Raw genomic sequence first — 19,318 nt, forward strand, 5'->3', positions numbered from 1 at the left:
GCTCGGGCGGAGCCTCGTCGCCTCGGTCGGGGCCTGTGGCTCTTGTGGGTTGTTCATCGGCGTGTCCCCCTCGGTGATCGGTTCGCCGCACGTGGCCCTGCTCGGGTGTGCAGAGGTCGCGTGGGCGCAATGTCGGCCATACGCTGCAAAATGTGACGCCATCCTTGGACCGGGGCCGATTGTGGTGGGCGTATGCGCTGGTGGGCTTCGTGTTGCTGGGGAGGACGGTGTGGGCGGAGCCCGCGGTTGCGATCATGGGCGAGGGGCCCGGTGCGAGTGCGGCCGAGGAGGGCGGGGCGCCCGTCGCTGATCTTGTGCTGCCGCTGGTGGCCGTCGGGGTGACGGTCGTGCTCGCCGGGTACGGGTATGTGCGGCGCACCCGGAGAGGGCGGGAGCGGACCACGCCGGGTGGGGGGCGCGGAGGAGCGGTGCAGGTGGCGCCGGTGCCCGACGAGCCCGACTCGTGGGCGCTCGCCTTGCTCGCTCAGGCCGACGACTGTGTGCGCACCAGTCGGGAGGAACTCCGGTTCGCCGAGGCCCGTTTCGGCGCCGGGGGTGTCGAGTCGGCCGCTTCGGTCGTGCAGGCGGCCGCCGCCGAACTCGCCGCGGCCTTTCGGATGCGGCAGCTGTACGACGAGGGCGTGCCGGCCGACGGGACCGCGCGGCGGCACGCGCTCGCCGGGATCATCGGGCGGTGCGAGGAGGCGGGGCGGCGGCTGGATGCCGAGGCTCCCGGGTTCGATCGGCTGAGGGGGCTGGAGCAACGCACCGATGACGCTCTGGGCGTCGCCGAGGCACGCTTCCGTGAGCTGGCCGGACGTACCGGCGCGGCCGACACCCTCCTCGGGGGCCTCCTCACGCGGTACTCCCCCTCCGCGTCCGGCACCGTCACCGGTTCCGTCGAACAGGCCAAGGACCGCCTTGTTTTCGCGACCACGCGTCTCAACTTCGCACGCCAGGCCGCCGACCGGGGCGAGAACGCGCACGCCGCCGCCCATCTGCGGGCCGCCGAGGGTGCCGTGGCGCAGGCCGGTGTTCTGGTCGACGGGGTGCACCGGCTCGCCGCCGAGCTGGACGAGGCCGCGCGGATGGTCCCGGCCGCGCTCACGGGCGCGGAGGCGGAGATCGCGGGAGCGGACACCCTCCGGCTGGACGTGACCGTCGGTGAGCTGCGCGCCCGGGTGCTCCACGCCGACGCCGCCCTGGCCGTCGTACGGCAGGAGGTGACGTCCGGGCATCCGTACGACCCGCTCGACGTCCTGCGCCGGGTCGTACGGGCGACCGCACCGCTCGTCACCGGGCGCACCGGTGTGCTGCCGGCCGCCGCCCTGCTCACCGCCCGCTCCGCCACCGCCGCCACCGCCGACTTCGTCGCGACACACCGGAGCGCGGTGGGCGGCACGGCCCGCACCCGGCTCGCGGAGGCGGAGCGGCTCCTGGCGACGGAGGGCGCGGGCATGGTGGACCTCCTGAGCGCGGACGCGCTCGCCCGGACGGCCCGGGACCTCGCCGAGCAGGACGTACGCATGCAGGGGAATCCGTACGCCGGTACGGCGGCCGGGCACGCGGGCGGTGTCGCCGGTGCCGTACTCGGCGGGGTGCTGCTGGGCGGCGCCGACGACGGCGGACCGCCGGCGAGCTTCGGCGGGCCCGACACCCGCGCCCGGCGCAACCCGGCGCAGCGGCTGCCCTAAGGGGTCCTTGCACTGTGACGCCCGATGAGGTCGCGTGGTCTGGAAGACGCCCAGGGCCCGTCAGAACAGGCTCAGCAGCGCCTCCGCCGGGTCCGCCACGGTCGTCTCCCCGTCGGGTAGGGGGAGTTCGAACCACACTGTCTTGCCGTGCGGGGTGCGCCGTGAGCCCCAGGCCGCGCTGAGAAGGCCGACGAGTTGCAGGCCGCGGCCGCCCTCGTCGGTGTCTCGGGCGCGGCGGCGGCGGGGCTGGACCAGGCCGGAGTCCCAGACCTCGCAGACCAGGGTGCGGTCGAGGAGGAGCCGCAGCCTGATCTCGCCCTCGCCGTACCGCAGGGCGTTCGTCACCAGCTCGCTGACCAGCAGCTCCGCCGTGTCGACCAGGGCCTCCAGGCCCCAGCTGAGCAGTTGGCCGCGCGCGTACTCGCGGGCACGGCCGACGCTGCGCGGCTCGCGCGGCAGCGTCCAGTCGCCGACGGAGTCGGTGGGCAGGCCCTGTACACGTGCCATCAGCAACGCGATGTCGTCCTCGCCGTGATGGGAGTCGAGGGTGTTGAGGACGTGGTCGCAGACGTCCTCCAGGGGGCTGCTCGGATCCGTCAGCGCGCCCACGAACGCCTGGAGGCCCTCGTCGAGCGGATGGTCGCGCGATTCGACCAGTCCATCCGTGTAGAGCGCCAACAGTGCGCCTTCGGGTAGTTCGACCTCGACCTCCTCGAAGGGCTCGCCGCCGACACCGAGCGGCATGCCCGGCGGTACGTCGAGCATGAGCGCGGGCTCGCCGGGCTCGACCAGGACGGGCGGCAGATGGCCCGCGTTGGCGAACGTACAGCGGCGCGTCACCGAGTCGTAGACCGCGTACACGCAGGTCGCGAGGTACACCTCCGACAGGTCCGCCTCCCGGGGGCGGCGGGCGGCGCGGGTGGCCTGCTGGACACCGCCGGGCGTGCCGAGGCCGCGGGCGATCTCGTCCAACGCCGAGAGGACCTCCGCGGGTTCGAGGTCCAGCAGGGCCAGGGTCCGGACGGCCGTACGGAGTTCGCCCATGGCGACCGCCGCGCGCAGGCCGCGGCCCATCACGTCGCCCACCACCAGTGCCGTGCGGTGGCCGGGGAGTTCGATGACGTCGAACCAGTCACCGCCGACCTCGCTGGGGCGGCCGGTGAAGGCCTGGCCGGGCAGGTAGCGGCAGGCGATGTCGAGGCCGGAGGCGACCGGGTCGCCGGGCGGGAGCAGGGACCGTTGCAGTATCAACGCGCGCTCGTGCTCGCGGCGGTAGAGGCGGGCGTTGTCGATGCAGACGGCGGCACGTGCCGCCAACTCCACCGCCAGGTCCCGGTCGCGGTCGCCGAACGGCTCGCTGCCCTTCGTCCGCGCGAACTGCGCGAGCCCCACGACGGTGTCGTGGGCGACCATCGGGACGGCCAGCGTGGACTGGACGATGCCGCCCTCCTCGGCGGGCACGACCTGGGTGCGGGCGGTGCGCAGGGCGTCCGCGCAGGGCGAGTTGAACGGGTAGTGGTGGACGGCGCCGACCGCGACGGGCGCTCCGCCGCCGACGAAGGGCGCGTCGGAGACGGCGCTGGCGAAGGCGACCCGGCGCAGTTCGGCGCTGCCGTCGGCGAGGCCGGGCGGGGTCTCGTCGCCGGCCAGGAGCCCCTGGTAGAGGTCGACGGTGGCGAGGTCGCAGAAGCCGGGGACGACGACGTCGAGGAGTTCGCGGGCGGTGGTCTCCAGGTCGAGGGAGTTGCCGATGCGGGCGCCGGCGTCGTTGAGGAGGGCGAGGTTGCGCCGGGCGGCGGCGGCCTCGCGGGCGGCGGCGCGGCGGGCGGTGATGTCGATGCCGAGCCAGGCGATGCCGATGGGGCGGCCGCTGCCGCTGTGCACGCGGTAGAGGTTGATGGACCAGTGCCGGCGCTCGTCGGAGCCCGGCAGGAAGCCCGTGATGTGCATGTCCGTGATGGAGTCGCCGCTCTCCAGGACCCGACGCAGCGTCGCGGAGACCCGGTCGGCCTCGGGGCGGGCCAGGTAGTCGTGGACCCCGCGGCCGCGGTGCTGGTCGGGGCTGCCGCCGAAGAGTGAGGCGAAGCGGTTGTTGGCGCGGCGCACCCTGAGGTCGGTGTCGATCAGCAGGAAACCGAAAGGACATTGGCCGAAAATGGCCTGCGAGGCGGCGAGGTCGGTCTCGATGCTGCGCAGGGTGCGGACGTCGACGACTATGCAGACGGCGGCCTTCTCACCGTCCTGGGTGCGTGTCGGCATGACGTAGACCTCGGCGAGTCCCTCCTCGCCGCGCTCCCCGTCCGCCCGGTCGGGCATCCGGAAGGGGACCACGCCGGTCCACTCCCGCCCGTCGAGGATCTCGGCCATCTTGCGCTGGCCGCGCTCGCGGAGGTCGGGGTCGATGAATGCCTCAATGGGGTCCATGCCCACGGCGCGTTCGGCGGCGATACCGAAGAGCTGTTCGGCGCGCAGGCTCCACTGGTCGACCAGACCGTCGGCGCCGATGGAGAAGGACGCGACCTTGATGTAGTCGTAGATCGAGCCGGGCGGACTGCTCTGCCACATGGCGTCACCGGGCGGTGCCTCCACGGAGGCAAGCGCATCGACGCCCCCCTGCCTCGCGCCGCCCGACGGGTCCTCGGACTCCGTGGCCTTCGCTGGTATCTCGCTCACGCGAACCGTCCCCTCCAGCTCACCGCGTCCGGCACCAGTCACCGGCGGCGGCTGCCCGCAGTATCCAGCACTACGGCGCCACACAACACGGTGTTCACGATCACAGCACGGTCCAGGCGTTTTTTGGTCCGCGCCGTGAGAACACTTCCAGTCTTCTAACCAGGGGACACGTCGTCGAATCACCCGTTCCGGCAATCACCACTGGCTGGAACCAGTGGGTCGACAGGACGGGTGCGGACGTACAGCGCGAACCGCCCTGACCACGCTCCGATTCCCCCCCCGTTCCTTGCCTCCCTCGCCTTCCTCGTCCTTACCCCCTCGCCTTCCTCGTCCTCGTCTCCCTCGTCCTGCTTCAACCGGGGACGGCGAGTTCGAACCACACCGTCTTGCCCGTCTCTCCGGGGCGGCTGCCCCAGCGGCGCGAGGAGGAGGCGACCAGTTGCAGGCCTCGGCCGCTCTCGTCCTCCGGCTGGGCGGCCCGCTCGCGCGGAGGGTCCGGGAGCGGGTCGGAGACCTCCACCAGCAGGACGTCGGGCAGCCCCGCGGGGCGGACCAGGCGGACACCGATGGGGCCGGTGGCGTGCCGCAGCGCGTTGGTCACCAGCTCGCTGACCAGCAGGGCCGCGAGGTCGCCGAGGCTGTCGAGGCCCCACCCGCGCAGTTTGCCCCGGACGACCGCGCGTGCGGTGCGTACGGCGCCGGGATCCGCGGGGAACGTCCACTCGGCGCAGTCACCGTCGGTGTCGTTCACGCCGATCACTTCCCAGGCCCAGCGACGTACACCCATGTCCGGTTTCGTGGGGTTAATGGGGGCATACCCGGTATCGCGGAGGCACTACCGCCCGTGACGGCGCACCTGTGGCGCGAACGGCCTACGCGCCGCCTGCGCACCTCCGGGCACCCCGCCGCTCAGCGCGCCTCACGCCCCAGCAGGGCCAGCACCTCGCGCACCGCCGGCACATCCTGGTCCAGCCACGGTACGTCCCAGATCTCGGCGGGGGTCAGCCAGCGCAGGTCGTCGTGGTCCTGGAGGGGTTTCGGCTCGCCGGAGCCGGTGTGGAGGCGGGTGGTCCAGACATGGAGGACGTAGGGCGGTCTCAGGGGCCACTCCCCCGGTACGCGCGCGAGCACCTCCGCCGTGATGCCGAGTTCCTCGCGCAGTTCGCGCACGAGCGCCGCCTCGGACGTCTCGCCCGGTTCGACCTTGCCGCCGGGCAGTTCCCAGCGTCCGGCCAGTTCGGGGGGCGCATTCCGGCGCGCGGCGAGCAGGCGGTCGCCGTCGAGCAGGGCGGCTCCGACCACCACGATCCGTTCCGTCATGGCCCGGAGCCTACGGGAGCGACGGGGCGCGTCAGTTGCGACTGCCGTCGCCGTTCTGGCCGATGGGCTCGACCCAGTAGAGCTGCTTGTGTCCGCGGCCGTCGAGGCTGTCCGCGATCTTCTGGGCCTCGGCGCGGGTCGCGTACCTGCCCACGCGGTAGCGATTGCCGTTGTCGTCCTGCCGAATGACCTGCCAGGGAAGAGAGATGGTGCCGTCGGTCATCGCGCCCCTCCACTTCCCGCCCGCGGCCCGGGCCATGTCCCGCCCTCCAAGGAAACCGCACTCCGCATATGCCCGAGCCTACGCCTAACCTTCACGCAGCGAATCCGGCTTTTCACAAAGAGGTACGCAACAAGCCAGAACGGAGGGGGCGCACAACAGCGAACGCGCCGCCCCCACAACTGCCCTCACCGGGTCGGCGGCATGGCGGCCACATACGGGGCGACCTGCGAGAACGACCGGAAAACGACGGCAGCGCAACCGCCCGCGCACCACCCCTCGTTGGGGGTGTGCCGGGGGCAACCGCCGTAAAGGTGTGCGCTATTTCACCGGGAGGTGGTACGCGACCCGGTAGCGATCGGCCGGGATCACCACGTCAGCCGTTTCGACCGGGCGCCCCGAGGCGTAGTACGTGCGCTGGACGACGAGGACGACATGGCCGGGGACGCCGCCCAGCGAGAGGAGTTCCTCGGCGAGGCCGGGGCGGGCGCCGACCTCCTCGGTGACGTTGTCGACGATGACGTCGATGGCGCGCATCCGCTCCACGACCCCCATGCCGCCGAGGGGACCCTCCTCGGGGAGCATCACGGGCGTACGTCCGGTGACGGCGAGGGGCTCCCAGGAGGTGGAGAGCATGATCGCCTCACCGGCCTCCCGGAACACGTACCGCGTGCACATCACGCGGTCGCCGGGCTTGATGCCGAGCCGCTCGGCGACGGCGCCGCTCGCCTCGGTCTGCGCGCTGCTGGACTCCCAGGTGCCGCGCGCGTCGGCGTCGGCCTGCTCCTGACGGAAAGGGGTGGCGCCGCCGACGGGACGGAAGCCGGAGCGGGCGATCCGGCGCGGCACGGGCCGCTCGCGCACATACGTCCCTGAGCCGGAGCGGCCCTCGACCAGCCCCTCGGCCATCAGTACCTTGCGCGCCTCCAGGGCGACGGTGTCCGAGACGCCGTACTCCTCACGGATTCTGGCCTGGGAGGGCAGCCGGGTGTGCGGGGGCAGCGAGCCGTCGGTGATCTTCTTGCGAAGATCACCCGCGACACGGAGGTACGCCGGCTGCTCACCGAATGTCACTGGCCGCTCCCATCAGGTTGTACAGACAGCTACAGCGTGGCAACCGTCGGTTGTGCCATGCAAGCGGAGGCCAGAGAATCACTCGAAGTGATGACATGTACGGGTGAGGGGCTTTACGCAGGCACTTTCTCCCCGGTATAGCCGCGATCACACCTCGGCGCCGGCTCCCCCTTCCCCGCCGTCCGTGCCACTGCCGCTGTCGTCGTACGACGGAGGGGTGGTGGCCAGCCCCAGAACCTTGCGTGCCGTGACGGTGTGGTCGGGGTCGGTCAGCTCGTAGCCCTTGTCGTAGTGCTCGTAGAACGTGTCGGCGTCGGCGGAGCGGGCGGCCTTCTCCCACTCCTTCTGGGCGGCCCGCAGGTCCTTGACCAGGCCCGCGACCGGCCGCTCGGCCTCGGAGGGCCAGGTGTGGTCCTCGAGCATCCTCGCCTGTTCGGTGAGCGCGGTGGAGACACGGCCCGCCCACGCCTTGTGCCCGGCCAGGTCGTCCTCGACGTACTCCTTCTCGGGTGCCGTGTCCATCGCCGCGTTGAGGACGTGCGCCGCCTTCAGGTACGCGAGCTGGTCGGCGTCGAGCGTCGTGGCGTCGTTGCGCAGCGAACCGGTGAGGGTTCCCTTGCCGTCGGTGTTGCCGAAGACGCAGGTGATCTCGCGGTCACCGAGACGCCAGCTCTGCTCGGTCGGCGTGAAGTAGTACACGTCCACGTACTCGGGCAGCGCCCAGGCGTCCATCGCGTAGGTGTCCTGGAGCGCGTAGCACCTGTCGTCGGCGGTGTCGGTGACCTTGTCGTCGCCGGGGTAGGTGGCGCCGGTCATCTTGAAGGCGGCGAACACCTCGCCGTCGTGCGTGTTCGCGCAGGGCACCTTGTCGACGTCGTACGTGACGCCCTCCAGCGAGCCGGAGGGGTCGTTGAAGCAGTCGCCCTTGGCGAGCGAGTAGCTGGAGGAGTTGCCCGAGCCCTCCTTGATGTCGTCCCAGGCGGCGGACAGGGCGCCGGTGGCCAGGGTGACGGCCCACAGCGCGATACCGACGGACGACAGGACCACCCCGGCCACGGCGAACCCCTTGCCCCGCTCGCCACGCCGCTTGATCTGCCCCAGCGCGATCAGCCCCAGGACCAGCCCCACGGCCGGCAGGAAGCACAGGACGCCGGTGACGAACGCGGCGATGGCCATCCCGTTGACCGGCGCGGGCCGGTTGTACGGGCTGTAGCCCTGCCCCCACGTCTGATACGGCGGCCCCCCGTACGGGCCCTGCCCGTACGGAACCCCGTACGGGCCCTGCGCAGGGGGAACCTGGTACGGGCCCTGGGCGTCGGAGGGCTGCTGGGGGCCTGGGGGCGGGGGTATGGACACGGTTGCCGTGCTCCTGGGTGAGTGCTGCTGGTCGGGGGTGGCGGTGGGCGTCGCCGGTGCGGGGCGCGGCGCGCTCGGGGGTGCTGCTGGTTCCGGGTGGGTGCTGCTGGTTCCGGGTGGGTGCCGCGGATTTTCGGGTGCGGGAGCGGCTGAACTGACGTACGACTGGGCGCATCGTAAGCGTGGGGGGAGCGGGGGCGGAATGCGGGCGACGAAAGCGACGATCCGGGCGGTCAACCGGCTGACCGCGCGCTGGGCCGACGCCCTGGACGGCCAGACCGTGTACACGGCCGCCGGGGTCTGGCCGCTGCTGGCCTTCCTGGCGGACGGCGCCGCGGGCGCGGCGCGGGCGGAGCTCGAGGAGGCGTTGGCGGTGCCCGCCGACGAAGCGGGATCCGCGGCACGGGAGTTGCTGGCCGGGATGGCCGCGATACACGGCCTGGACACGGCCGTGGGGCTGTGGACCTCGCGGACAGTGGAGCTGCGGGAGGCCTGGGAGGCCGGGCTGCCGGTCGAGGCGCACGGGGTGCTCACCGGGGACCCCGAGGCCGACCGGGCGGCGCTGGACGGCTGGGCGGCCGAGCGGACCGGGGGGCTGGTCGAGCGCATGCCGGTCGTACTGGAGCCGCGTACGGTTCTGGTGCTGGCGACCGCGCTGGCGCTGCGGACCGACTGGGAGGCGCCGTTCACGGGCACCGTCGGCCTCTGGCCGGGCGGGGAGGACCGCGCGGGGCTCACCCGGACCGAGTCCGGTCTCGACAGCCTCGCCGTCGCGCGGACGCGGACCGGCGGTGCCGTGACCCGGGTGACCGTGCGCGGCACGAACGGCATCGATGTCCATCTCCTCCTCGGGGACGCGGAGATGACACCCGGGCAGGTGCTCACCGCGGGCGTGGACATCCTGACGGGCGAGGTCGCCGCCGTGCCCGGTAGCGGGCTGCCACTCGGGGACCCGGGCCCCGGGCTGCGCCTGGAGAGCGTCCGCACCGTCCAGCCGGAGCCGCCCAGTCTCGTGCTGGACACCGTCGAGTTCACCCTCGACGTCGATCACGACCTGCTGTCCCACCCCGAGGTGTTCGGCCTGACCACGGCCGCCGACGGCGCACCTGGCCACTTCCCGGGCATCAGCGCGGCGCCCCTCGCCCTGCGGTCCGCGCGGCAGACGGCCACGTCGACCTTCAGCGCGGAGGGGTTCCGGGCCGCGGCCGTGACGGCGATGGAGGCCGTGTGGCTGAGCTGGGAGGAGCGGCCCGAGCCGCAGCACGAGACGGTCACCGCCCGCGCGACCTTCGACCGCCCCTTCGGCTTCCTCACCGTCCACCGCGACACCCACCTCGCCCTCGCGGCGGGCTGGGTGAGCGAGCCCAAGCCCTTCCGGGAGGACGCGTACGACTGGCCGGGGGAGGATCCGGTCGCCGACTGACAGTCAGAAGCGGGGGTCAGTCGGTGTGTTGTCGGTCGGTCTGCTGTTGCTCCGTCTGCTCCGCGGCGGGTCCGGGCTGCTCCCCCGCCAGTCTGCGCTGTTCCTCCTCCACGATGCGGCGGGCGAGACCGTCGTCGGAGACGTCGACCGCGTCCGGGGTCGCCTCCGCGGTGTCGCTGCGGCGGGCGTACGCGTCGAACAGGCGGTTCTTGTTCTCCAGGATGCGCAGCAGGCGGTCGTCCACGCTGTCCGTGGCCAGCAGCCGGTGCACCTGGACCGGGCGGACCTGGCCCATGCGGTGGGCGCGGGCCACGGCCTGGTGTTCCAGGGTCGGCTTGACCTGCGGTTCGCACAGGACGACCACGGACGCGGCCTGCAGGTTGAGGCCGACCCCACCGGCCTCGATCTGGCAGAGCAGCACCGCGTGCCCGTCGGCCGCCGTGAAGTCGTCGACGAGCCGCTGGCGCCGGGCGGCCGGGACGGCGCCCGATATCGGCCCGAACACGCCGTCCCCCAGGACGGCCCGGACGGTCTCCAGCACACCGCGGAAGTACGAGAACACGACCACCTTCAGTCCGTTCTCCGCGGCCTCCGCGACCAGTTCACCCAGGCGTTGCAGCTTCGCGGACTTCTCGGGGTCGGCGTACGCGGCCCGGCGCATCGCCATGAAGTTCCCCTCCAGGACCGCCGCGCGGTAGGCGTCTTGGTCGGCGGCGCTGAACTCCTCCCACTCGTCGACCTGGAGCAGCGCGGGCAGTTCGGTGAGCACGTCCCGCTGGTTGCGGCGCAGGTAGGCGGGTGCGACCGCCTTGCGGAAGGAGTGCGGCCCGGCGACCGCGTCGCTCTCGCGGATCACGGGGACCAGGTCCGGCTGGAGGTAGCGGACCAGGGTGCGGAACTCCTCGACGCGGTTCTCCATCGGGGTTCCGGTGAGGAACAGCACGCGCTCGCAGCGCTCGGTCCACCCCGCGACGGATCTGGCGCGGCGGGTGTCGCGGTTCTTGACGTAGTGGGCCTCGTCGACGACGAGCAGGGCGGGGCCGGGGCTGTCGTCGGGCTGGGGCAGGGTGTGCAGGACGTCGAAGGTGGTGAGGGCGACACCGCCGCGCTCGCGCCACTCGGCGTACGCGTCCCGCCGGTCCGGCCCGTGCACCGGCACCGCTCTGAGCGTGCTGCGGGCGCGGACCTCCCGCGTCCAGTTGATCAGCACGCTGGCCGGGCACACGACCAGGAAGTGGCTGTGCCCCTCGGCGGCGAGGTGGGCGAGCGCGGCGATCGCCTGGACCGTCTTGCCCAGCCCCATCTCGTCGCCCAGTACGACTCTCCGCTGGGCCAGCGCGAAACGGGCGCCGAAGGACTGGTAGCCGCGCAGCGCGACCCGGCGGTGGGTGTCGTCCAGCGGCTGGGCGTGCACCCGTTCGGCCACCTCCGACGGTACGAAGCCCTCGGCGGCCGCGATGTCCGTACGTTGCGCGGAGACCTCCGCCAGCTGGCTGTAGTACTCGGCGGACCGCACCTCGAAGTCGACCCAGGCCTCGATCTCGGAGGCCGGTTCGCGCAGCAGGTCGGCCGACGCCTGGGCGAGCCGCAGCCGTACGTCCGTGTCGGCGGCCTCGGCCGTGAGCGAGCGCAGCTCCGCGACCGCCGCGAGGGCGTCGTCCCGACGGCGCCGGCCGGCGAGCGCCAGCCGCAGTCTGCCGGTCGCCGGCCGGGCCGCGGGCAGCAGTTCGGCGAGCCTGCCCTGGAGGCGCTCGGCGGTGTCCACGGCCCGCCGCAGCTCGGGGCCGGCCTCGACCAGCCGGTACAGCGCGCCGACCAGGGCGGCGGTCCGGGGTTCGGGCCGGTCGACCTCGATCCGCACGGACACGGTCTCCTCGACCGCCCGCGCGATCTGCCGGGCCGCGGCGAGCGCCTGGTCGGCGGTCTGGGCGCCGACGCCGGGGATCTCCCGCAACTCGAACCGGCTCGCCTCGTACACCGCCCGCACCGAACGGAGCCCCGCCGCCTCGATCGCGGCCAGCCGCAGCCGCCCCTCCGTGACGTCCTTCAGCCGGGAGACCGGGATGGACTCCAGCTCCTTCGCCACGAGCTCGTCCCGGAGCGGGGCGAGTGCCGAGCGGACGGCGTCGAGGGCACGCCGGTGATCGGCGAGGAGGGTGCGCGCGGCGTCGTACAGCCGCACACCCTCCCCGTGCAGATCCCGCACCTGCCGCCCGATCCGCGGTACGTCCGTCTCCATGCCACCCCCCGTCCCGCGTCCGCCCCGTATCCGCCCCGAAGGATGTCCATCGTGGCACGCGGCACTGACAACGGAGCGGGGTCCGGAGCGGAGAAAGGGCGAGCATGGAGTCACCGGTCGCTTGCCACCGGTCACCGGCGCCCCGCCGGGCTCAGGTCAGTCGTCGAAGCCCGTCGCCCGGGTCTGCTTCTCCCACGCCTCGACTTCCGCGCGGACCTGGTCGAGGTGGCCGAGGACAGCCGTGACGCCGTCGTCGCCGAGCGGGAGGCGCAGCGGGGTGTGCTCGGCGTTCAGGGCGGCCAGGATGAGTGCCGCGGCCTTGGCGGGGTCGCCGGGCTGGCTGCCGTCGCCGCCGGAGACCAAGCCCCGGGTCTCGCTCACCTTGGCGTACACACCGCTGTCGGAGCTGACTCCGGCGCGGCCGTTCTGGAACAGCGAGGTGCGGAAGGCGCCAGGCTCCACGATCAGCACCTTGATCCCGAATTCCCGTACCTCGTCGGCGAGTCCCTCGGACAGGCCCTCCAGGGCGAACTTCGTCCCGCTGTACGCCGAGAAGCCCGCGAAGGACATCTGCCCGCCCATGCTGCTCATCTGCACGATCGCCCCCGAGCGTCGCTCGCGCATGTGCGGCAGCACCGCGCGCGTGAGGGCCGCCGGCCCGAAGACGTGCAGGTCGAACAGTTCCCGCAGTTCCTCCTCCGTGGTCTCCTCGAAGGCACCGACGTGGGTGCGCCCCGCGTTGTTGACCAGCACGTCGATCCGCCCGTACCGGTCCACGACGTCCCGTACGGCCATCTGTGCCGCCGCCGTGTCGGTGACGTCCAGGGACAGTGCCTCCACCTGGTCGGGGTGGGCCGCGACCAGGTCGGCCAGCGCGTCGATTCTCCGTGCCGCGCCCACGACCACGTCCCCGTCGGCCAGCGCAGCCTCGGCGATCGCCCGCCCGAAACCGCTGCTCGCACCCGTCACCAGCCAGACCTTGTTCATGACCGCTCCTCGTCCATCAGCAGTAACTCGTCTCTGGAACAAGCCTGCTGGCGAAGGCGACTGCGCGTCCAAGATTTACGGTGATAACCAATGGCTATGACGATGGACGTCCATGTACGCGACCTGCGCTACTTCGCCGCGGTCGCCGAGGAACTGCACTTCACTCGCGCGGCCGAACGCCTGTACGTGTCGCAGCCCGCGCTGAGCAAACAGATCCGGGCCCTGGAGCGGCAGCTGGGTGTGGACCTGTTCCGGCGCGACCGGCACGGTGTGGCGCTCACCGCGGCGGGCACGGCCCTGCTGCCGCACGCGCGCCGGGTGCTGGACGCCTGGGCGGGGGCCGCGGCCGCGGTGGAGGAGGCTCGCACGGCGGAACGCAGCACGCTGGTGGTCGGCATGAGCACCAGTCCGGGGCGGGGCGGCCTCCTGCCCGCGATCCGCTCCCGCTTCACAGCCGCGCACCCGGAGGCGGCCGTCCGGCTGCGCCAGGTCAACTGGGACGACCCGTCCGCGGGCCTCGCCGACGGCGACGCGGACGTGGCCTTCGTATGGCTGCCCCTGCCCGACCAGGAACGGTACGCCTGGACGGTGGTCGCCGAGGAACCGCTCCAGGTCGCCCTCCCCGAGACCCATCCCCTGGCCGCCCGCGCCGAGATCGACTTCGCGGACCTGCTCGACGAGCCGTTCCTCGCCCTCCCGAAGAGCTCTGGCCCCCTGCGCGACTACTGGCTCGCCCTGGACGCCCGCGGTGGCCGCCCACCCCGGATCGGCGCGGAGATCGCCGGCACCGAGGAGACGTACGAGGCGCTGGTCGCCGGCCTCGGCATCTGCCTGGTCGCCACGGGCAACGTCCCGCTCCTCACCCTCGGCGGTGTCACCACCCGCCCCGTCCACGGTGTCAGCCCCAGCCGCTACGTCCTGGCCTGGCGCCGCGAGGACGAGCACCGCCCGCTGGTACGGGCGTACGCGCAGGCGTGCCGGCGGGCTACGGGCGGAGCGTGACCGGGGGGCACACCTCCAGGATCGTCGCGCTGCCACCAGCCACAGCGCACTCGTACATCGTGATCCGGTCGCCGGGGCCGAGGTGCGTCCACCGGGCCGGGGTCAGCGGCAGAAGCCGGACCGCGGCGCGCCCGCCCGGCGGCAGGTCGGGGGCGAACTCCACCCACACCCGCGCGATGTCCAGCTCGCTGCTCCCGTCCTCCACACGATGACCGATGTCCCACATCGGCCGCAGCACCCCCGCGCCCGGTACCGGCGTGCGCCGGAACGACACCCCGGCGGGGTCGAGCGCGAGTTCCGCCCGGATGACACCCACCCGTGTCTCGGCGCTCCGCCACCAGCACCATTCCCGACTCCGCTCGAGCCCCAGCATCTCGGCCGCCCGCCCCAGCTCCTCCCAGAAGCCCGGCGGTGCGGTCCACGCTCCGCGGAGTTCCTGAAGAAGATCGAGCGCCACTTCCCACTCGTCGTGCGCCAGGTAATCCCAGACGTCCGTGACGGTGATGTCGTCGGCGGTGGCGGCCCTCTCCGGCACCAGCAGCGAAGCGGCCTCGAGTGTCGCGACGACGTCCACGCACATGTCCACGGACATATTGTCGGCCGCCGCGGATCCCGTTCCACGCCCGCGGGCTCGCTAGGGTTGTCCCATGACCGCACTGCCCGACTGGATGCGCCCGCCGCGCGCGGAAGGCTGGTTCGCGGAGGACCTGGATCGCCTCCCCGAGGCACCACGCCACACCGAGTTGATCGACGGAGCGCTCGTCTTCATGATGTCGCCGCAGAGGTGGTGGCACGGCCACCTCGTCACCATGCTCACCCTGGCCCTCATGGAGCAGGCTCCCCCGGAAGCCCGGGTCAGCCGGGAGATGACCATAAGGCTGGATGAGCGCAACCGGCCGGAGCCTGATCTGCTGGTGACCACTGCCGACTTCGACGGCGACCGGACCTGGTTCGCCCCGGAGGAAGTACGCCTCGTCATCGAGGTCGTCTCCCCCGAGTCCGCCCACCGTGACCGCACGGTCAAGCTCCGCAAGTACGCGGAGGCGGGCGTCCCGCACTACTGGTGCGTCGAGGACGAGGCGGGCACCCCGGTGGTCCACGTGTACGAGCTCGACGAGCCGACCGGCGCCTACGCCCCCGCGGGCATCTTCCGGGGCTCACTCCGGCGTCCGGTGCCCTTCGAGATCACTCTCGACCTGGAGAAGTTGACCCCGCCCCGGGGCAACTGAAAGGGGCCGGACAGCGTGTTGTCCGGCCCCTTGAGTCATCTACCAGTAGGTGCGAGTGACTAAAGGATCTTCCTGCACGTAAGTGATGACGTCACAGGTCATTCCACCGGCTAAACGTTGAACCGGAATTCCACGACGTCCCCGTCCTGCATCACGTAGTCCTTGCCCTCCATGCGGGCTTTGCCCTTGGCGCGGGCCTCGGCGACGGAGCCGGTTTCGACGAGGTCCTCGAAGGAGATGACCTCCGCCTTGATGAAGCCCTTCTGGAAGTCGGTGTGGATGACTCCGGCGGCCTCGGGGGCGGTGGCGCCCTTCTTGATGGTCCAGGCGCGGGACTCCTTGGGGCCGGCCGTGAGGTAGGTCTGCAGGCCGAGGGTGCGGAAGCCGACGTGGGCGAGGGTGGCGAGGCCGGGCTCCTCGGCGCCGACGGACTGGAGGAGCTCCAGGGCGTCCTCCTCGTCGAGCTCGGCGAGGTCCTGCTCCAGCTTGGCGTTGAGGAAGATCGCCTCGGCGGGGGCGACCAGGGCGCGCTGCTCGTCCTTGAAGGTGTCGTCGGTCAGCTCGTCCTCGTCGACGTTGAAGACGTAGAGGAAAGGCTTCGTCGTGAGGAGGTGCAGGTCGTGGAGGAGCTCGGCGCGCTCGCTGCCCTGGACGATGCCGTGCGCGAAGAGCGTGTCGCCCTTCTCCAGGATCTCCTTGGCCTCCTCGACGGCCTTGACCTTGGGCGCGATGTCCTTCTTGATCCGCGACTCCTTCTGCAGGCGCGGCAGGACCTTCTCGATCGTCTGGAGGTCGGCGAGGATCAGCTCGGTGTTGATCGTCTCGATGTCGTCCTTCGGCGAGACCTTGCCGTCGACGTGGACCACGTTCTCGTCCTTGAAGGCACGGATGACCTGGCAGATCGCGTCCGACTCGCGGATGTTCGCGAGGAACTTGTTGCCCAGGCCCTCGCCCTCGCTCGCGCCGCGCACGATGCCGGCGATGTCGACGAAGTCGACGGTCGCCGGGAGGATCCGCTGGGAAGCGAAGATCTCGGCCAACTTGTCGAGGCGGGGGTCGGGGACACCGACCACGCCCACATTGGGCTCGATCGTGGCGAACGGGTAGTTGGCCGCCAGCACGTCGTTCTTGGTCAGGGCGTTGAACAGGGTCGACTTGCCGACATTCGGCAGACCGACGATTCCGATCGTGAGCGACACGTTGCGACTTCCCGTAGTGAGAGGGCCAAGGGGCCAGAGGGCTGGCCGATCCCCCAGTTTACGGCGTGTCCGGTGGCCCCACGGCGACGCGTCGAACGCTTGGCCAAGCTCTGTCCCTCGGCGTGTCTGAGGCCCCATTCGGCACATAAACCGACCTAAGTTGGTCCGGTGGAGCAACACAGGACGCGACCCCCGCAGCCCGGAACGCGACGCGACGGCCGGCCGCCCCTGCCCCCGCAGGCGGCGCGGCGCGACGGCACGAGAGGCGACGGCCCGGCACGCGAGGCCGCACGCCGAGCCCGGGAGGGCTCGGGGCCGGGACGGGAGGGCTCAGGCCCGGGACGGGAGGGCTCAGGCCCGGGACGGGAGGGCTCAGGCCCGGGCCCGGACGGTGCGGGTCCGGGCAGGAACGGTGGGAGGTCGGCGCGGGAAGGCGCGGGTCGAGCCAGGGAAGGGGCGGGTTCAGTGCGCGAGGGCGCGGGCGGCGCACCCAAGCGGTCCGCTCCTCATACGGGCCGGCCCGCTCCGCATACGGGCCGGCCCGCTCCGCGGCCCGTGCGGCCCGGGCCTCCTCGGCGGCCGTCGGCGGGGGAGAAGGCGGTGCCGCCCGTCGTCCAGTCGGTGCGGCGGCTGCCGAACCCCCGGCTCACGGGGCTGGGCGGCGGGCTCTTCTGCATGCTGGTGATGTTCCTGCTCGGGTGTGTCGACCAGCTGCTGTTCGGCTCGCTCACCGTGTACGCCGTGCTGTTCCTGCCGGTGTGCGTGCTGACGGCGGTCTGGATCCGGCGGGCCGACCTGCTGACCGCGCCGGTCGTCGTGCCGATCGGCTTCGCCCTCGGACTGCTGCCCGTGGCCGGCGGCGGTGACGGGTTCAGCGGCTGGCTGGTGGGCCTCCTCACCGCCCTCGCCACCCAGGCGGGCTGGCTGTACGGCGGCACACTCGTCGCCGCCCTGATCGCGACGGTACGGAAGGTGCGCCTGATGAACCACCGCCCGGTCCGAGACTTCCGCTGACCCAGGCGGCGGCCCGCACCACTTCCCGACCGCCGACCACCGGGCGGCCACCGGTGCCGTCCCGGGCAGACCTCAGCCGTGTTCCGCCGCCCGCATCGCCGCCCCCACGATCCCCGCGTTGTTCTGGAGCTGGGCGGGGACGATCTCCGCCTTGATGCCCTCGATGTGGGGGAGGAACTTGTGGGCCTTGCGGCTGACGCCGCCGCCGATGATGAAGAGTTCGGGTGAGAAGAGCATCTCGACGTGGGCGAGGTACTTCTGGACGCGGCGCGCCCAGTGTTCCCAGGTCAGCTCCTCGTCCTCCCTGGCCTTGCTGGACGCGCGCTTCTCCGCGTCGTGGCCGTGCAGTTCGAGGTGGCCGAGCTCGGTGTTGGGGACGAGGGCGCCGTCGACGAAGAGGGCGCTGCCGATGCCGGTGCCGAAGGTGAGGAGGACGACCGTGCCCGGGCGGTCCTTGCCCGCGCCGAAGTGCATCTCGGCGACGCCCGCAGCGTCGGCGTCGTTGACGACCGTCACCGGGAGACCGCCCAGGCGCTCGCTGAACCTCGCGCGCGCGTCCGTGTCGATCCAGCTCTTGTCGACGTTCGCCGCGGTGCGGATCGTGGACCCGCCGGTGACGACGCCGGGGAAGGTCAGCCCGACCGGTCCCGTCCAGCCGAAGTGCTCGACGACCTGCCGCACGCCGTCGGCGACGCCGTCCGGCGTCGCCGGGTGCGGGGTGAGCACCTTGAAGCGCTCCTCCGTCAGGTCGCCCCTGTCCAGGTCCACAGGGGCGCCCTTGATCCCGGAACCGCCGATGTCCACACCGAAGATCTGCATGGCCCCACGTTACGACGGACGACGGACCGTCACTCCGCAGGGGCGTCCGCCGCCCCCGCCCCACCGCGCTCGGCGACCAGCGCGGCCGCCTCGTCGCGCAGATCGCGGCGCAGTTCCTTGGGCAGCGAGAAGGTGATGGACTCCTCGGCCGCCTTGACGAGCTCGACGTCCTCGAAGCCGCGTCCGGCGAGCCACTCCAGGACCTGCTCGACCAGTACCTCCGGCACGGAGGCACCGGAGGTGACGCCGACCGTGGTCACGCCCTCCAGCCACGCCTCGTCGATCTCGTCGGCGAAGTCCACGAGGTAGGCCTCGCGCGCGCCGGCGAGCTTGGCGACCTCGACGAGCCGCTTGGAGTTGGAGGAGTTGCGGGAGCCGACCACGATCACCAGCTCGGCCTGGGCGCCCATCTGCTTCACGGCGAGCTGACGGTTCTGCGTGGCGTAGCAGATGTCGTCACTGGGCGGGGAGATGAGCTGCGGGAACTTCTCCTTCAGCGCGTCCACGGTCTCCATGGTCTCGTCGACGGACAGCGTGGTCTGGGAGAGCCAGACGACCTTGGAGGGGTCGCGCACCTCGACCTTGGCGACGTCCGTGGGGCCGTCGACGAGCTGGATGTGGTCGGGGGCCTCACCGGAGGTGCCGATGACCTCCTCGTGGCCCTCGTGCCCGATCAGCAGGATGTCGTAGTCCTCGTTCGCGAACCGGACGGCTTCCTTGTGGACCTTGGTGACCAAGGGGCAGGTGGCGTCGATGGTGGCGAGCTTGCCGCGCGCGGCCTCCTCGTGGACGACGGGGGCGACGCCGTGCGCCGAGAACATGACGATGTTCCCGGGCGGCACCTCCTCGGTCCGCTCCACGAAAACGGCACCCTTCTTCTCCAGGGTCTGCACGACGTACTTGTTGTGCACGATCTCGTGGCGGACGTAGACCGGGGCTCCGTACTGCTCGAGGGCTTTCTCGACGGCGATCACGGCGCGGTCCACACCGGCGCAGTAGCCACGGGGAGCGGCGAGCAGGACACGGCGGCCAGGCGAAGCAGTCATGCACCCCATCGTAAGGCCGCGCC

Annotated in this window: 17 protein-coding genes; 5 read left to right on the top strand and 12 right to left on the bottom strand. The window is 72.1% G+C overall.

The genetic code is table 11. The features are described from left to right. The first annotated feature begins 152 nt into the window (after nt 1-152). Nucleotides 153-1,694: a hypothetical protein gene (locus ACGFNV_RS08605; RefSeq protein ID WP_393620572.1), complete on the top strand. Its 1,542-nt coding sequence runs from the start codon at nt 153-155 to the stop codon at nt 1,692-1,694. Between the two features lie 60 nt (nt 1,695-1,754). On the opposite strand, the gene ACGFNV_RS08610 is transcribed toward ACGFNV_RS08605, so the two are convergent. From ACGFNV_RS08610 to ACGFNV_RS08635, 6 genes are all read right to left on the bottom strand, one after another. After that, nucleotides 1,755-4,367 carry a SpoIIE family protein phosphatase gene (locus ACGFNV_RS08610; RefSeq protein ID WP_393620574.1) on the bottom strand — a complete coding sequence of 871 codons (2,613 nt, stop codon included), beginning with the start codon at nt 4,365-4,367 and terminating at the stop codon, nt 1,755-1,757. Between the two features lie 352 nt (nt 4,368-4,719). After that, nucleotides 4,720-5,154 carry an ATP-binding protein gene (locus tag ACGFNV_RS08615; protein WP_393620576.1) on the bottom strand — a complete coding sequence of 145 codons (435 nt, stop codon included), beginning with the start codon at nt 5,152-5,154 and terminating at the stop codon, nt 4,720-4,722. 122 nt (nt 5,155-5,276) lie between these two features. Beyond that, a complete protein-coding gene (locus ACGFNV_RS08620) occupies nt 5,277-5,687 on the bottom strand; it encodes a (deoxy)nucleoside triphosphate pyrophosphohydrolase (RefSeq protein ID WP_393620578.1) in 411 nt (136 codons plus the stop codon). A 31-nt stretch (nt 5,688-5,718) separates the two neighbouring features. Continuing rightward, on the bottom strand, nt 5,719-5,910 hold the full coding sequence (locus tag ACGFNV_RS08625; protein ID WP_133927298.1) for an SPOR domain-containing protein: 192 nt from the start codon (nt 5,908-5,910) through the stop codon (nt 5,719-5,721). Between the two features lie 318 nt (nt 5,911-6,228). After that, nucleotides 6,229-6,981 (bottom strand): GntR family transcriptional regulator, encoded by a 753-nt coding sequence (locus tag ACGFNV_RS08630; protein WP_393620580.1) that lies wholly within the window; start codon nt 6,979-6,981, stop codon nt 6,229-6,231. A 147-nt stretch (nt 6,982-7,128) separates the two neighbouring features. Continuing rightward, nucleotides 7,129-8,337, bottom strand: coding sequence for a DUF4190 domain-containing protein (locus ACGFNV_RS08635; protein ID WP_393620582.1), 1,209 nt, complete (start codon nt 8,335-8,337; stop codon nt 7,129-7,131). Between the two features lie 202 nt (nt 8,338-8,539). Between ACGFNV_RS08635 and ACGFNV_RS08640 the strand changes: the two genes are divergently transcribed. After that, the gene (locus ACGFNV_RS08640) at nt 8,540-9,760 is read left to right on the top strand and encodes a serpin family protein (RefSeq protein WP_393620584.1); all 1,221 of its coding nucleotides are present in this window, start codon (nt 8,540-8,542) and stop codon (nt 9,758-9,760) included. Between the two features lie 16 nt (nt 9,761-9,776). Here the strand turns inward: ACGFNV_RS08640 and ACGFNV_RS08645 are convergent, their stop codons facing one another. Then, complete coding sequence (locus ACGFNV_RS08645) at nt 9,777-11,999, bottom strand: DEAD/DEAH box helicase (protein WP_393620585.1); 2,223 nt, start codon at nt 11,997-11,999, stop codon at nt 9,777-9,779. Nucleotides 12,000-12,155: 156 nt separating this feature from the next. Beyond that, nucleotides 12,156-12,986, bottom strand: coding sequence for an oxidoreductase (locus ACGFNV_RS08650; RefSeq protein ID WP_393620586.1), 831 nt, complete (start codon nt 12,984-12,986; stop codon nt 12,156-12,158). A gap of 90 nt (nt 12,987-13,076) precedes the next feature. On the opposite strand from ACGFNV_RS08650, the gene ACGFNV_RS08655 reads away from it, so the two are divergent. Continuing rightward, on the top strand, nt 13,077-13,988 hold the full coding sequence (locus tag ACGFNV_RS08655) for a LysR family transcriptional regulator (protein ID WP_393620587.1): 912 nt from the start codon (nt 13,077-13,079) through the stop codon (nt 13,986-13,988). Here ACGFNV_RS08655 and ACGFNV_RS08660 read toward each other — a convergent pair. Then, nucleotides 13,972-14,568 carry a hypothetical protein gene (locus ACGFNV_RS08660; protein WP_393621467.1) on the bottom strand — a complete coding sequence of 199 codons (597 nt, stop codon included), beginning with the start codon at nt 14,566-14,568 and terminating at the stop codon, nt 13,972-13,974. The two genes, ACGFNV_RS08655 and ACGFNV_RS08660, sit on opposite strands and share 17 nt — an antisense overlap. 67 nt (nt 14,569-14,635) lie before the next feature. On the opposite strand from ACGFNV_RS08660, the gene ACGFNV_RS08665 reads away from it, so the two are divergent. Continuing rightward, the gene (locus ACGFNV_RS08665; RefSeq protein ID WP_393620588.1) at nt 14,636-15,217 is read left to right on the top strand and encodes a Uma2 family endonuclease; all 582 of its coding nucleotides are present in this window, start codon (nt 14,636-14,638) and stop codon (nt 15,215-15,217) included. Between the two features lie 110 nt (nt 15,218-15,327). On the opposite strand, the gene ychF is transcribed toward ACGFNV_RS08665, so the two are convergent. Continuing rightward, nucleotides 15,328-16,416: a redox-regulated ATPase YchF gene (gene ychF, locus ACGFNV_RS08670; RefSeq protein ID WP_393620590.1), complete on the bottom strand. Its 1,089-nt coding sequence runs from the start codon at nt 16,414-16,416 to the stop codon at nt 15,328-15,330. 600 nt (nt 16,417-17,016) lie between these two features. On the opposite strand from ychF, the gene ACGFNV_RS08675 reads away from it, so the two are divergent. Further along, the gene (locus ACGFNV_RS08675) at nt 17,017-17,430 is read left to right on the top strand and encodes a DUF6542 domain-containing protein (protein WP_393620591.1); all 414 of its coding nucleotides are present in this window, start codon (nt 17,017-17,019) and stop codon (nt 17,428-17,430) included. Nucleotides 17,431-17,502: 72 nt separating this feature from the next. Here the strand turns inward: ACGFNV_RS08675 and ppgK are convergent, their stop codons facing one another. Both ppgK and ACGFNV_RS08685 read right to left on the bottom strand, forming a co-directional pair. After that, complete coding sequence (gene ppgK / locus ACGFNV_RS08680) at nt 17,503-18,249, bottom strand: polyphosphate--glucose phosphotransferase (RefSeq protein ID WP_393620592.1); 747 nt, start codon at nt 18,247-18,249, stop codon at nt 17,503-17,505. A 29-nt stretch (nt 18,250-18,278) separates the two neighbouring features. After that, complete coding sequence (locus ACGFNV_RS08685) at nt 18,279-19,304, bottom strand: 4-hydroxy-3-methylbut-2-enyl diphosphate reductase (RefSeq protein WP_393620593.1); 1,026 nt, start codon at nt 19,302-19,304, stop codon at nt 18,279-18,281. Nucleotides 19,305-19,318 lie beyond the last annotated feature (14 nt).

The organism is Streptomyces sp. NPDC048751 (genome assembly GCF_043198595.1).
Classification (GTDB): Bacteria; Actinomycetota; Actinomycetes; order Streptomycetales; family Streptomycetaceae; genus Streptomyces.

Bases quoted from the DNA above. Each gene is read 5' to 3' on its own strand.
- ACGFNV_RS08685 (WP_393620593.1), bottom strand. From the start codon at position 19,304: ATGGGGTGCATGACTGCTTCGCCTGGCCGCCGTGTCCTGCTCGCCGCT.
- ACGFNV_RS08665 (WP_393620588.1), top strand. From the start codon at position 14,636: ATGACCGCACTGCCCGACTGGATGCGCCCGCCGCGCGCGGAAGGCTGG.
- ACGFNV_RS08650 (WP_393620586.1), bottom strand. From the start codon at position 12,986: ATGAACAAGGTCTGGCTGGTGACGGGTGCGAGCAGCGGTTTCGGGCGG.
- ACGFNV_RS08645 (WP_393620585.1), bottom strand. From the start codon at position 11,999: ATGGAGACGGACGTACCGCGGATCGGGCGGCAGGTGCGGGATCTGCAC.
- ACGFNV_RS08625 (WP_133927298.1), bottom strand. From the start codon at position 5,910: ATGACCGACGGCACCATCTCTCTTCCCTGGCAGGTCATTCGGCAGGAC.
- ACGFNV_RS08615 (WP_393620576.1), bottom strand. From the start codon at position 5,154: ATGGGTGTACGTCGCTGGGCCTGGGAAGTGATCGGCGTGAACGACACC.
- ACGFNV_RS08655 (WP_393620587.1), top strand. From the start codon at position 13,077: ATGGCTATGACGATGGACGTCCATGTACGCGACCTGCGCTACTTCGCC.
- ppgK (WP_393620592.1), bottom strand. From the start codon at position 18,249: ATGCAGATCTTCGGTGTGGACATCGGCGGTTCCGGGATCAAGGGCGCC.
- ACGFNV_RS08660 (WP_393621467.1), bottom strand. From the start codon at position 14,568: ATGTGCGTGGACGTCGTCGCGACACTCGAGGCCGCTTCGCTGCTGGTG.
- ACGFNV_RS08640 (WP_393620584.1), top strand. From the start codon at position 8,540: ATGCGGGCGACGAAAGCGACGATCCGGGCGGTCAACCGGCTGACCGCG.
- ACGFNV_RS08620 (WP_393620578.1), bottom strand. From the start codon at position 5,687: ATGACGGAACGGATCGTGGTGGTCGGAGCCGCCCTGCTCGACGGCGAC.